The 14,301-nt window shown below is 37.3% G+C and carries 7 protein-coding genes; 2 read left to right on the top strand and 5 right to left on the bottom strand.

Annotated elements, in window-relative coordinates; genetic code table 11:
• Positions 1-16: 16 nt before the first annotated feature.
• The 3 genes from nrdB to ubiG all read right to left on the bottom strand — a co-directional run bounded on the left by nrdB (position 17) and on the right by ubiG (position 4,536).
• A complete protein-coding gene (gene nrdB / locus DK865_RS13770) occupies positions 17-1,147 on the bottom strand; it encodes a class Ia ribonucleoside-diphosphate reductase subunit beta (RefSeq protein ID WP_023581747.1) in 1,131 nt (376 codons plus the stop codon).
• 11 nt (positions 1,148-1,158) lie between these two features.
• Positions 1,159-3,450 (bottom strand): class 1a ribonucleoside-diphosphate reductase subunit alpha, encoded by a 2,292-nt coding sequence (gene nrdA / locus DK865_RS13765; protein WP_023581748.1) that lies wholly within the window; start codon positions 3,448-3,450, stop codon positions 1,159-1,161.
• 348 nt (positions 3,451-3,798) lie between these two features.
• The gene (ubiG, locus tag DK865_RS13755) at positions 3,799-4,536 is read right to left on the bottom strand and encodes a bifunctional 2-polyprenyl-6-hydroxyphenol methylase/3-demethylubiquinol 3-O-methyltransferase UbiG (RefSeq protein ID WP_023581749.1); all 738 of its coding nucleotides are present in this window, start codon (positions 4,534-4,536) and stop codon (positions 3,799-3,801) included.
• 172 nt (positions 4,537-4,708) lie between these two features.
• On the opposite strand from ubiG, the gene gyrA reads away from it, so the two are divergent.
• Both gyrA and rcsC read left to right on the top strand, forming a co-directional pair.
• Entirely contained in the window at positions 4,709-7,336 is a 2,628-nt protein-coding gene (gene gyrA / locus DK865_RS13750; protein WP_109392184.1) for a DNA topoisomerase (ATP-hydrolyzing) subunit A, read from the top strand.
• Positions 7,337-7,528: 192 nt separating this feature from the next.
• A complete protein-coding gene (gene rcsC, locus DK865_RS13745) occupies positions 7,529-10,363 on the top strand; it encodes a two-component system sensor histidine kinase RcsC (RefSeq protein ID WP_109392183.1) in 2,835 nt (944 codons plus the stop codon).
• A 327-nt stretch (positions 10,364-10,690) separates the two neighbouring features.
• On the opposite strand, the gene rcsB is transcribed toward rcsC, so the two are convergent.
• Both rcsB and rcsD read right to left on the bottom strand, forming a co-directional pair.
• The gene (gene rcsB, locus DK865_RS13740) at positions 10,691-11,347 is read right to left on the bottom strand and encodes a response regulator transcription factor RcsB (RefSeq protein ID WP_006533269.1); all 657 of its coding nucleotides are present in this window, start codon (positions 11,345-11,347) and stop codon (positions 10,691-10,693) included.
• Positions 11,348-11,349: 2 nt separating this feature from the next.
• The gene (gene rcsD / locus DK865_RS13735; protein WP_023581752.1) at positions 11,350-14,058 is read right to left on the bottom strand and encodes a phosphotransferase RcsD; all 2,709 of its coding nucleotides are present in this window, start codon (positions 14,056-14,058) and stop codon (positions 11,350-11,352) included.
• Positions 14,059-14,301: the final 243 nt, after the last annotated feature.

Raw genomic sequence — 14,301 nt, 5'->3', positions numbered from 1 at the left:
GTGTTATTTCTCAGAGTTACAGTTCAAAGTTACTTAAGTCATCAGTATCAACTTGTGAATCGATTTGACCCACGAGGTAAGAACTGACTTCAACTTCTTGAGGTGCAACTTGAACGTTGTCAGACACTAACCATGCATTGATCCATGGAATAGGGTTAGAACGCGCTTTAAATGGTAATTTAAGACCCACAGCTTGCATGCGAATATTGGTAATATATTCCACATATTGGCAAAGGATATCTTTATTTAAACCAATCATCGAGCCTTCAGAGAATAGGTATTCAGCCCACTCTTTTTCTTGCTCGGCAGCTTCAACAAACAGGTCATAACACTCTTGCTCACATTCCGCTGCAATTTCTGCCATTTCAGGATCATCTTGACCTGAACGCAGTAAATTCAGCATGTGCTGTGTGCCTGTTAAGTGTAGCGCTTCATCACGAGCAATGAGTCTAATGATCTTCGCGTTACCTTCCATCAGCTCACGCTCAGCAAAGGCAAATGAACAGGCAAAGCTAACGTAGAAACGAATCGCTTCTAGCGCGTTGACGCTCATTAAGCACAGATAAAGCTGTTTCTTTAATTTGCGTAATGTGACATGAACTGTTTTACCTTTAACCTGATGGTTGCCTTCACCATACATGTGATAAAGATTTGTTAGCTTGATTAACTCATCATAATAAGAAGAAATGTCACGCGCGCGTTTTAAAATCTCTTCATTTTCAACGATATCATCAAACACAACGGACGGATCGTTAACGATATTACGAATAATATGAGTATAAGAACGTGAGTGAATGGTTTCAGAGAATGACCATGTTTCAACCCATGTTTCTAACTCTGGGATTGAGATTAAAGGTAAGAATGCCACATTAGGGCTTCTGCCTTGAATTGAATCCAACAGTGTTTGATATTTTAAATTACTAATGAAAATATGTTTTTCATGATCAGGTAACGCATTATAGTCAATACGATCACGAGAAACGTCCACTTCTTCTGGACGCCAGAAGAAGGAGAGCTGTTTTTCAATTAGCTTTTCAAAAATAGGGTATTTTTGCTGATCATAACGCGCTACGTTAACAGGTTGCCCAAAAAACATGGGCTCCTGAAGTTGATCATTTTTAACTTGTGAAAAAGTAGTATAAGACATAGCTTCCTCAATTAAATTTTACACGCGCCGCCTTCACAATCTGAATCTTCGGTCTCAACGACTTCTTCCAGATCACCCTGTACATCATCTGCACCATCACGGGTATTGTGATAATAAAGTGTTTTCACACCATATTTGTAAGCGAGCAGCAAATCTTTTAGCAGTTGGTTCATCGGAACCTTACCGCTAGGGAAACGAGTAGGATCGTAGTTAGTGTTTGCTGAAATTGCTTGGTCAACGAATTTTTGCATGATACCCACTAACTGCAAGTAACCTTCAATACTTGGCATTTGCCACAGTAATTCATAAGCGCCTTTCAAACGCTCATACTCAGGAACCACTTGACGTAAAATACCGTCTTTAGAGGCTTTAATACTGATATAACCACGTGGTGGTTCGATACCATTTGTCGCATTCGAAATTTGCGAAGATGTTTCTGATGGCATCAGCGCAGACAGTGTTGAGTTACGTAAACCGTGCTCTTTAATGTCTTTGCGTAAACTTTCCCAATCGTAATGCAGAGGTTCTTTTGTCAGTACATCCAATGATTTTTTATAGGTATCAATAGGTAAAATACCTTCAGCGTACGTGGTTTCATTAAACCATGGACATGCGCCTTGTTCTTTCGCTAATTCGTTAGATGCTTTTAATAAATAGTATTGAATTGCTTCAAATGCACGATGGGTTAAGTTGTTTGCACTACCATCAGAGTAGCGAACACCGTGTTTTGCTAAATAATAAGCAAAGTTAATAACACCAATACCTAAGGTACGACGACCCATTGCACCTTGTTTTGCCGCTAAAATTGGATAATCTTGGTAATCCAACAGTGCATCCAATGAACGAACGGCTAAACGAGCAAGTTCTTCTAAATCATCAAGATTTTCAATTGCACCTAAGTTAAATGCAGATAATGTACACAGTGCAATTTCACCATTAGGATCTTTAATATCATTTAATGGTTTAGTTGGCAGTGCAATTTCTAAGCATAAGTTTGATTGGCGAATAGGTGCAACAGCCGGATCAAATGGGCTATGTGTATTACAATGGTCAACGTTCTGAATGTAAATACGGCCAGTTGAGGCACGTTCTTGCATCATTAATGAGAATAACTCAACCGCTTTAACTTGTTTTTGGCGGATGCTCTTATCTTTCTCATATTGCACATATAAACGTTCAAATTCATCTTGATCAGCAAAGAATGCATCATATAAACCTGGAACATCAGAAGGGCTGAATAAAGTAATATCCTGACCTTTGATTAAACGTTCATACATTAATTTGTTTAACTGAACACCGTAATCTAAATGACGAACACGGTTATCATCAACACCACGGTTATTTTTCAGTACTAGCAGGCTTTCAACTTCTAAATGCCATAATGGGTAGAACAAGGTTGCTGCACCACCACGAACACCCCCTTGTGAGCAAGATTTTACCGCAGTTTGGAAGTGTTTATAGAACGGAATACAACCTGTATGGAATGCTTCACCATTACGAATAGCACTTCCTAATGCACGAATACGCCCCGCATTAATACCAATACCCGCACGTTGAGAAACATATTTCACAATGGCACTTGATGTCGCATTGATAGAATCAAGGCTGTCGTCACACTCAATTAAAACACAAGAGCTAAATTGACGAGTTGGTGTTCTTACGCCTGCCATGATTGGCGTTGGTAATGAGATTTTAAAAGTTGAAATCGCATTATAGAAACGTTCGATATAGTCCATACGTGTTGCTTGTGGATAACGAGAGAACAAGCAAGCTGCCACTAAAACATATAAGAACTGTGCGCTTTCGTAAATTTCACCCGTAATACGGTTTTGAACGAAGTATTTACCTTCTAATTGTTTAACCGCAGCGTAGGAGAAATTCATATCACGTTGATGAACAATAAAATTATTCATCTGTTCGAACTCTTCTTGTGTGTAATCTTCAAGAAGATGGCGATCGTACTTGCCTAAATCGACTAGTTTTTTAACGTGCTCATACAGTGTTGGTGGCTCAAATTGACCATACGCTTTTTTACGTAAATTAAATACGGCAAGACGGGCAGCGAGATACTGATAATCAGGCGTTTCACCAGAGATTAAGTCTGCAGCAGCTTTTACCAGCGTTTCATGGATATCAGCAGTTTTGATACCATCATAAAACTGAATCTGAGAACGTAATTCAACTTGAGATACAGAGACATTTTCTAGACCTTCAGCGGCCCAGGTGATAACACGGTGAATTTTGTCTAAGTCAATGCGTTCTTTATGACCATCACGTTTTGTGACGAGCAGGCTGTGATTCATGAGCGATGCACCTTTCTTGCATTAGTGTTACCTGAAATTTTATACCGCAAAAAAACGCTCCCGATGACAAACTGTGTCAAGGAGTCTTGTGGTGTGAAATTTAAGGAAACACAATATATAGGGGTTGGTTCAAATGGTGATAACAAGATAAAGGTAATTGAGAGATTGATCAAGTGTACAAATCTGATTGTTTCTGTGGATAAATAGGGGATAAATTTTTTAACAACTGCCTGTACCCTGCATAAATACAGGCAGTAAGAAACACAAATTCAAGTGACAACGATGTAAAGTCAATTTTAAAAAATGTGATCGTTTGATGTTTTATTAAACCAAATCAAACTTTCAGTTTCACGAATTCGAGTTATGTGTCGATTGTGTGTGCACCATATAATTCACATCGACATTGGGTGCTAATCGGAATTTGTCAGTGATCGGGTTATAATGTAAACCAATCATGTTTTTGCTACGTAAATCGGTTTCATCGACCCAACTCAGTAATTCTGAGGGGCGAATAAACTTATTAGCATCATGTGTGCCCTTAGGTACCATATTCAGAATATACTCCGCACCGACAACGAGCATTAGCCATGCTTTTTTATTCCGATTGATGGTTGAGAAGAAAACATGTCCACCCGGTTTTACCAGTTTTGCACAGGCTCTTACAACAGAAGATGGGTCAGGAACGTGCTCTAACATCTCCATACAGGTCACAACGTCGTAAGTTTGTGGGTTTTCATTCGCGTGGTTTTCAACCGTATCTTGAATGTAAGTGACAGGAATGCCTGATTCCAGAGAGTGTAAACGTGCAACTTGTAATGGCTCGGTTCCCATATCAAGACCTGTTACTTCAGCTCCAGTACATGCCATACTTTCAGACAAAATACCGCCACCACAACCAACATCTAGGACTTTTTTTCCAAAAAGGCCGTCTGCGCGTTCTTGAATATAGTTGAGTCTTAGTGGGTTGATGCGGTGTAATGGCTTAAATTCACCTTCAAGATCCCACCACCGTGATGCGACGCTTTCAAACTTGTCGATTTCATGCTGATCCACGTTAGCATGTAAAGAGGTTGTTTTATCATTCATCAGAAAGTATTACTCCTATTTTCATATTGCCATGATTCTACCAACGTTAGACGGTGAAATCGAAGAGAATAGCGAAAGGATCATTAATTTAGTTGTTTCCTTTTTCCAAAAATTGGCGATTTGTGGTATAGTTCTAAACCTTTGAATCCGTAGTATGAGGGACAGTGGCTCCATGAGCGACATTGCCAGAGAAATCACACCAGTTAATATCGAAGAAGAGCTGAAAAGCTCATATTTGGATTATGCGATGTCTGTTATTGTAGGACGCGCATTACCCGATGTTCGAGACGGACTGAAGCCAGTACACCGCCGAGTGCTTTTCGCGATGAATGTACTAGGAAACGATTGGAATAAACCTTATAAAAAATCAGCCCGTGTTGTTGGGGATGTTATCGGTAAATATCACCCGCACGGTGACAGTGCTGTTTATGAAACGATTGTTCGTTTAGCACAGCCTTTTTCTATGCGTTACATGTTGGTTGACGGGCAGGGTAACTTCGGGTCAGTTGATGGTGACTCGGCGGCTGCGATGCGTTATACCGAAGTTCGTATGGCGAAAATCGCCCATGAACTGCTGGCGGATTTGGAAAAAGAAACGGTTGATTTTGTTCCTAACTATGATGGAACAGAACATATTCCGGCAGTAATGCCAACCCGTATTCCAAACTTGTTAGTCAATGGTTCTTCAGGGATTGCGGTAGGGATGGCAACAAACATTCCACCACATAACCTAGGCGAAGTTATCGACGGTTGCCTTGCTTACGTCGATAACGAAGACATCACGATTGAAGAGTTGATGGAACATATTACGGGGCCTGATTTCCCGACTGCCGCTATTATTAATGGTCGCAGAGGAATTTTAGATGCTTACCGTACTGGTCGCGGAAAAATTTATATCCGTGCTCAGGCTGATATCGAAACTGATGAGAAAACAGGTCGCGAAACTATTATCGTGACAGAAATTCCTTATCAGGTGAATAAAGCTCGCTTAATTGAAAAAATTGCAGAGCTTGTTAAAGATAAGCGTATTGAAGGTATTAGCGGATTACGTGACGAGTCTGATAAAGACGGTATGCGTATTGTCGTTGAAATCAAACGTGATGCTGTGGGTGAAGTGGTATTAAATCACTTATTCTCACAAACACAAATGCAGGTTTCTTTCGGTATTAATATGGTTGCACTTCATCAAGGGCAACCAAAATTATTAAATTTAAAAGAAATTATCTCTGCCTTTATTCGTCACCGTCGTGAAGTTGTTACCCGTCGTACTATTTACGAATTACGTAAAGCGCGTGACCGTGCTCATATCTTAGAAGCATTGGCTGTTGCTTTGGCGAACATTGACCCAGTTATTGAAATGATCCGTCAAGCACCGAATCCTGCAGAAGCAAAAGCCGCATTAATTGCACAACCTTGGGATTTAGGTAGCGTTTCTACCATGTTAGAGCGTGCTGGCGACAGCAACGTTGCTCGTCCTGAATGGTTAGAACCACAATATGGTGTGCATGACGGTAAGTACTATCTGACAGAGCAACAAGCTCAAGCTATTTTGGATCTGCGTTTGCAGAAACTGACCGGTCTTGAACATGAAAAACTGTTAGATGAATATCGTGAGTTATTACTCCAAATTGCTGAGCTGTTACATATCTTAAGAAGCCCAGAGCGTCTGATGGAAGTCATTCGTGAAGAGCTAAATGCGATTAAAGATCAATATAATGATCCTCGTCGTACTGAGATCACTGAAAATACGGCTGATATTAATATTGAAGACTTGATCAATGAAGAAAATGTTGTTGTAACACTTTCTCACCAAGGTTACGTTAAATATCAACCACTTACCGATTACGAAGCACAGCGTCGTGGCGGTAAAGGTAAATCAGCAGCAAGAATTAAAGAAGAAGACTTTATCGATCGTCTATTAGTGGCTAACACTCATGATACGATTTTATGCTTCTCAAGCCGTGGTCGACTTTACTGGATGAAAGTTTACCAGTTACCAGAAGCAAGTCGCGGTGCTCGTGGTCGTCCAATTATCAACTTACTTCCTCTTGAGCAAAATGAACGTATTACGGCTATTTTGCCAGTAAGAGAGTATGAAGAAGGTAAGTTTGTCTTTATGGCAACGGCAAGCGGAACCGTGAAGAAAACACCTCTGCAAGATTTCAGCCGCCCTCGTAGTGCCGGTATCATTGCCGTTAATTTAAATGAAGGCGATGAGTTAATTGGTGTTGATTTAACCGATAGCACTAACGAAGTTATGTTGTTCTCTGCGGACGGTAAAGTGGTTCGCTTTGCAGAAGATTGTGTTCGCCCAATGGGTCGTACTGCGACAGGTGTTCGTGGTATGAAACTGAGCGATGATGATAAAGTGGTTTCACTCATCATTCCTCGTGGTGAAGGTGATATCTTAACTGTAACTGAGAATGGTTACGGTAAACGTACTGCTCAAAGCGAATACCCAACGAAAAATCGTGCAACACAAGGCGTTATCTCTATCAAAGTGAGTGAGCGTAACGGTAAAGTTGTTGGTGCAATTCAAGTTGAAGAAACTGACCAAATTATGATGATCACTAATGCGGGTACATTAGTTCGTACACGTGTTTCTGAAGTCAGCATTGTTGGACGTAATACACAAGGGGTTACCTTAATTCGTACAACAGAAGGTGAGTTGGTTGTTGGCTTGCAACGTGTCGAAGATGAAGATGATGCATTAGATGACGATGAAGTTAATGAAGTTATTAACGAAGCGCCATCAGAAGCACCTGATTCAGATTTAGCAGATGATGCGGACGAAGAATAATATTTATCATTATTTGATGTATAAATAAGAGAAAGCAGGCATAATTGCCTGCTTTTTTTATGTGGTAGGATCAGTTAACCATCAGAAAAAATTATCTTGATGATAAAGATCATATCATTCAGACATACAGTAACTTCTGCTAGAATAGAATAAGTTTCTTATGCGGTAGGCACTATTGATTAGGGTGGTTGCTTGAGATATCTCTCGTCCTTTAAAACATCGTTAAAGATTTCCCGCTACCTTTTTCGCATATTAGGTATTATGTTGTGGGCGATGGGTGCATTGTTAACCATGTTTTACCTTATCAATATCTTCAATGATACTAAATCTGATATTCGGCAAGAGTATAGTAATAATTACACTAATCTCCTTGGCTTCTTTAGGCAAACCTCTGGCACCATCCGTGATTTACAATATCTTGCAGAACGGCATCAAGAACAGATCAATTTAAATCCGGGTATGAAAAATTCATTATTTTATGAAGGACCATTCTCACTTCATAAGCTTAATGAAACCGCAGATTGTGAATTATTCAAAGGGCAAACAAACAACTATTTTCGCTCGTTTAATAGTATCTTATATTATTGGAAAGATAATACTCCGGCATTACAAGGGATAAACCAAGTCTTTATGGTGGGTTCCCATAGCATGTGTATGATTAACTTTCCTTTGCGCGCATCCCCTGTTGATACTGAAATGTTGAAAAAAATGGTTTACGAGAACACGCGTAATTACATTAATCAACGTGCACAAGGCAAAGAAGTAAACCAATATTGGATAGTGCCAGATGCAAAAGGGGATAGTGGCATTTTATATGTGATGTCACCCGTTTATGCCTCAGGCAAATTTATTGGTCTGATTGGTATTGAAAGGGCTATTCGTCTTGAATATTTTTCTCCTGCCAAAGATAGAGTCATTTCAATTCACCTTCTTAATAGCAGAAATACGACGGTTTTAAGCTATCCTGCAGAAAATAACTATCATACAGTTAAACAAGTTCCTGATGTCAGTGCTCCTTATTTTGGTTTTGATGAAGACTTTAGTGATTTAGTCGCTAAGCGCAAATTATTGCCTTCATCTTTTAGTGTGGTGTATTCATTACCACTCAAACAAATTTTAAATGAATTTAAATTCACGATTTTTAATGCGCTGATCTTAAATATTATTTCAGCCATTATGATTTTTATCTTCGTATGGATCTTTGAGAGAAAAATATTCTCTCCAGCCGAAAATAATGCCTCTCGTTTGGAAGAGCATGAGCAGTTTAACCATAAGATTGTGGCATCAGCGCCGGTTGGGATCAGTATTCTTAGAATACGTGATGGCATGATCATTTTAAGTAACGAGTTAGCACATAACTATTTTCGCTTACTTAGCCATAGTGATAAACAAAATATCCTTTCTATTATTGCTGAGAAAAGTAGCAATATGGTCGATGTTGTGACCAACAACCGTAATCATTTGCAAATAAGCTTTGTTAACTCACGTTATCAAAATGAAGATGTCGCCATTTGTGTTTTAGTGGATATCAGCGCACGAGTTAAAATGGAGCGCTCACTACAAAATATGGCGACAGCTGCAGAGCAAGCTAACCAAGCTAAATCGATGTTCTTGGCAACTGTGAGCCATGAATTACGAACACCACTTTATGGCATTATTGGTAATTTAGAGTTATTACAATCCCTTACACAAAGCGATGATACTGCGAGATTATTAAAAACGATGGATAACTCGTCATCATTATTACTAAAAATTATTAGTGATATCCTCGATTTCTCAAAAATTGAATCTAAACAGTTAAAAATTGATATTCAGCCATTTAATTGTCGCCAAGTACTCTCTTTTGTTATCTCTAACTATTTACCGTTGATTGCGAAAAAAGATTTAGCTATTTACTGTTTTATCGAACCTGATGTACCTAAAGTGGTAAATAGTGATCCTGTTCGTGTACAACAAGTTATCTCTAATCTATTGAATAATAGTATTAAATTTACTACAACTGGATGTATTACCCTGCATCTTTATAAAGATGATTATTATCTCTATTTTGATATTCACGATACAGGGCGAGGGATCAGTGACAAAGCATTGCATGAGCTTTTCGAACCTTTCTTCCAAGTATCTCAAAATACAGAAAGTGCATCAGAAGGAACTGGATTAGGTTTAGCCATTTGTGAAAAGCTGATCAACTTAATGGATGGGGATATCAGCGTTGTTTCTCAAGAAAATATTGGTAGCCGCTTTACGGTTCGTATACCGCTTTATGGCGCTTTAGCAGAAGTAGAGACTTCTTCTAAACAGAATATTTATAAAGAAAGTAATATTCGTTGTTTTATTGATATTAAAAATCTTTATTTAGAAGGTTTTATTGGTCGATACCTGCGTTACTTTGGTTTGAGTTGTGAATTATTGACTGAAGAAGTGGTGATATCTTCAACTGATTTTATTATTACTGATTACGATGTACCAAGAAAAGATAACTGCCAATTTATTAGGATCAATGAACATTATTTTGAGCCATCGAAGAAAACAGCTAAAAATGTCTGGGTCTGCAGTACTTATAAACTAAACGAATTAACAAAAATAATACTGCAATTGCCACAAAACAAAGTTGAAGCAAATTGTGTGGAAATAGTGGCGCAAGATGTTGATTGTGGCTTACAAGCATTAACTGTTCTTATTGTTGATGATCACCCAATAAACCGCTTATTGTTGACCGATCAACTGAAAAAAATTGGTTTTAATACAGCAACAGCAGAAGATGGCTGTGATGCATTAACGTACTTAGCTAAAAATCATATTGATATCGTGCTGACAGATGTCAATATGCCAAACATGAATGGTTATCAACTGGCAACACATATAAGAGAAATAGGCAGTCATATGCCAGTAATAGGTGTGACGGCGAATGCGATTGCAGAAGAGAAGCAACGCTGTATTGATGCAGGAATGAATGATTGTGTATCTAAACCTGTTTCTCTCTCTATTTTAAGAGAAGTGTTGGTGAAGCATATTCCTAAAGAATAATTCTAGATCGCTTGCAAAAACGAGTAAAAAAATAAGGCGAAAATGACGCAATCACAAAGCATTTTGATAGATAAAATGAAACAAACTGATTGAAGAAGAGTGAGGAAGTCTCTGTAACAGTCTGTAGACGCAAAACCGAGTAAAGATAGGCTATAAAGCTATGCGGTTTATAAAGTGTTTCTGAGCAGGAAATATTTGCAAGGAAAGAGAGATAAGCGCAAAGAGGATAAGGGCTAAAGAGTAGTAAAAATGTAAAAAGCAGAGAAGCTCCCACAAAGGGTTGAGCTTCCTGATTTTATCGGTGCGACTATGGTAGTTACGGTGAAATTAATCTGGGCCGTTAATTTCCTTATCAATAGTCACTGATGACAAATAATTAAGTAATGCGATATCGTTATCGACACCTAATTTCATCATGGCTGATTTTTTCTGACTACTAATCGTTTTGATACTACGATTAAGTTTTTTCGCGATTTCAGTCACAAGGAAGCCTTCAGCAAATAATCTCAGCACTTCACTTTCTTTTGGTGACAAACGCTTATCGCCATAACCATTTGCATTTACTTTTTCAAGTAGTTTCGCAACGCTTTCAGGCATGAATTTCTTGCCTTTTTGTAGCGCAGCCAATGCTTTTGGCAGATCAGTCGGAGCACCTTGTTTAAGCACAATACCTTCAATTTCGAGATCAAGGACGGCGCTTAAAATAGCTGGGTTGTTATTCATTGTGAGTACAATAATCGACAAATTAGGATAATGTCTTTTGATGTACTTAATGAGAGTAATACCATCACCATACTTATCGCCAGGCATAGATAAGTCAGTAATTAAAGCATCCACATTTAACTTAGGTAAGTTATTGATAAGTGAAGTTGAATCTTCAAATTCACCTACAACATTGACCCATTCAATTTGTTCTAAAGATTTACGAATACCGAATAAAACGATTGGGTGATCATCGGCAATAATAATATTAAGGTTATTCATGTTTAATTGTTACCTTGCTGCAGCAACTGTTGAATCCATTTATCCAGTTGAGTGATACGTTCTTTGATCTCTAATTCATTATGATTTTTTATGTCATGCTCTAAATATTCACAGCTTTCTCTGAGATATTCTAAATCTAACATGGCAAAAACCCCTTTTAGACGATGAGCTGTCTGGGCTAGAGAATGAAAGTCTTTATTTGTTGCTTCTAAGTGTAGTTTTTCAACATCAATAGGAACAGTACTGATAAATAGTTCCTTATAATCACTACCATTCAACTTCTTCCTATAATTATTAAGAATTACTTCGTATTTATCAAGGTTATTATTTTCATCCCAAATACTCTTTTTAGTTGTATCTAGGGGAAATGACTCATTTTCTTCAATTAAATAAGTAATAGCCTCTATTAAAGGATCACCGAAGTTATAGTTACACTTTATTAAATCTTTTGATATTTTTTCAAATCCAACAATAGAGCTCATTAATAATATTGTTGGTGCTTCAGGATTATCATTCGGTGTATCCCTAAGTATGATATCGTATTCAGGATAAAGATTCTCTCTATTTTTATCAAAGTATGTAGCACCATATTTATCAAGCTGTTGACAGATGATTTTTTCTATTTCAGGGTTTTTTATGGCGATTTTTGCGTTTATTCCTTCTAATAATACGTTAAAAGTCCGTTCTTCCGTATCTATATGCTGGTATGGGAGTACAATTCGGAAATGAGAACCAATACTTTCTTGGCTCTTAATCGTTAATTCTCCTTGTATTTTATTACATAGCAAATGGCATAAATAAAAAATAATACCTGAATTCGAATAATATTTGTCTCCCATTGCTTGACCCAGGAATGGGTATTTTATATTAGCAATATCTTGAGGTGTAAGCCCACTTCCGCTATCAATAATATCAATAAGTATTTCTTCTTTATCTTTATTTTTAACTAAATTCAGATTAACGGTTATCTTTCCATAATTAGTCGTACTAATGGCATAATTAATCAATGATAAAATAATCTTACTTAAAGCAGGGCCATCGTTAATTAAAAGTAATCCAGGTCTTATATTATTGTGGAAATAAAGTGTTAGACCTTTTCTTATCATAAAAGGTGATGCGGTTATCAGAATAGATTCAACTAATGTTGATAGTTCAAATTCATCCTTATGAATCTTCCATTCTTTATTTTCTAACTTATTAATTAATGTAATATTTTCTATCCATTCAGAAATGTAATTTGTTTTCTCTAGTAATAAGCTAAGCAATTGTTGATGAGTGTCTTCGGGTAATAATTCTTTGAATTGATAAACCATCTCATTTATATCTTTGATGGGGCGCATTAATTCTAATGACATATTAGATAAGATTTTGCGTCGTGCGATGGTGTTTTTCTCATATTCTTGCTGTGCCAGTTGTAATTTTTTATTGATAAGTGCTTCGTTATCTTTATTCAGAAATATGAATAATGATGTATTGTCAATATTGTTATTGTTACTTGTTCGTATTTCATAAATTTCGTTGTTGATGGCTGTTTGAATTAAACCATTGTGTTCAACCGCCATTTGGCGGATCTTAGATAAATCGATATGAGGCAGTAATTTTTCCGCATGACTGTTACTAATAATCTTATGGTTAGAGGAGAAATTATAGACTAATAATCCTATCGGAAGATTTGAAATGATGTCGTTTGTCATCTCTTCTTTGATCCGTAGATTACGTGTCATAGAAATATAAGGGAAAACGTACTTATTACGGATATAGATATGACCAAAAACGGAGATAGAAATAAATACAAATAGGCTAATTAATAACCAAATATTTTTGTAGGCTATCTCTTTTATAATCGATTTCATTGGGTATTCATAAGAGAGTGAATATGGGATACCAATAATCGGTTGAGAAAAAATTAGTGAAGAGCCGTCGGTTGATATTTCAATGTCATTCTTGTCATAAACAGATTGTTGACCTGTCGGAAGTAATCTTAAGTAGTGTGGAGATAGCTCTGAAGGCAAGAAATTATTGATAGGTAAATCAAATGCTACTACGCTGGTTAACTGACCCGGCACATTAAACATAATACGATAAGTGTAGTAATAGATGTTTTCTGTAGACATTTTCCTGATAGGAGAAAGACTTTCTTTTTCATCTAATGCGGTTGATTGCATCAATAATTCAGACCGCTTATTTTCAGCTGTTAATGTTAAATAGCTTTCTTTGTAACGGATCTCCGGCTTAAGTACAGAATGGGTGGTAATTAAGATAAGATCATTCCCTTTACCATTTAGATAATAAAGTGAACTGTAATCATTACGTACACCCCAAAGAATTTCGAGTGAATTGGCAAATCGTTGTGCTAACTGAAAGGTCTGCTCATTGGGTTTACCAAATATAATGGAATCTACAGTTTGGTCTCGTCCTTCAAGCCAAAATACATCTGAACGTAATTTTATTGGATTAAGTCGCAATACGGGGAATGCCGAGGTATCTGTTACTTTATTTGATAACTGAAAAAGCTGATTAGAGTGATAACGGTAATCTTCAACCTGTCGAGCGAATTTTTGAGTTGTATTGTTGATAGCATTTTTTTTGCTATCTAGCCAAGTGTCAAAATAACTGTAAGCGTAGAGAAAAAGTGATATGACCATAAAAAGAAGAAACAGGGCATATAAACGAGTTAGTGTATTTGGCTTGAGTTGGTTCAATGTACGCATTCAGTTTGCGAGCCTTTAAGAGACAATGTAGTTAAAAATAGAAAATTGAATAAACAATCACCATTATTCAGCCATTATATTAACAGGTTATCTTATTAAAAGGGATATTCGGATGAACTTTGAGCAAACAAACAAAAAAATCCAATTTTTTTACAATCGGAGCTAGACAGCGGGGTCAGAGATAGGCATAATTCCGCGCTATGGAAGGATGGCCGAGTGGCTGAAGGCAGCGGTCTTGAAAAC

The organism is Proteus cibi (assembly GCF_003144405.1).
GTDB classification, from domain to species: Bacteria; Pseudomonadota; Gammaproteobacteria; order Enterobacterales; family Enterobacteriaceae; genus Proteus; species Proteus cibi.
Note: the sequence above shows the minus strand (reverse complement) of the source record. Positions and strands in the feature narration are given on the sequence as shown.

Bases quoted from the DNA above. Each gene is read 5' to 3' on its own strand.
- nrdB (WP_023581747.1), bottom strand. From the start codon at position 1,147: ATGTCTTATACTACTTTTTCACAAGTTAAAAATGATCAACTTCAGGAG.
- nrdA (WP_023581748.1), bottom strand. From the start codon at position 3,450: ATGAATCACAGCCTGCTCGTCACAAAACGTGATGGTCATAAAGAACGC.
- ubiG (WP_023581749.1), bottom strand. From the start codon at position 4,536: ATGAATGATAAAACAACCTCTTTACATGCTAACGTGGATCAGCATGAA.
- gyrA (WP_109392184.1), top strand. From the start codon at position 4,709: ATGAGCGACATTGCCAGAGAAATCACACCAGTTAATATCGAAGAAGAG.
- rcsB (WP_006533269.1), bottom strand. From the start codon at position 11,347: ATGAATAACCTTAATATTATTATTGCCGATGATCACCCAATCGTTTTA.
- rcsD (WP_023581752.1), bottom strand. From the start codon at position 14,058: ATGCGTACATTGAACCAACTCAAGCCAAATACACTAACTCGTTTATAT.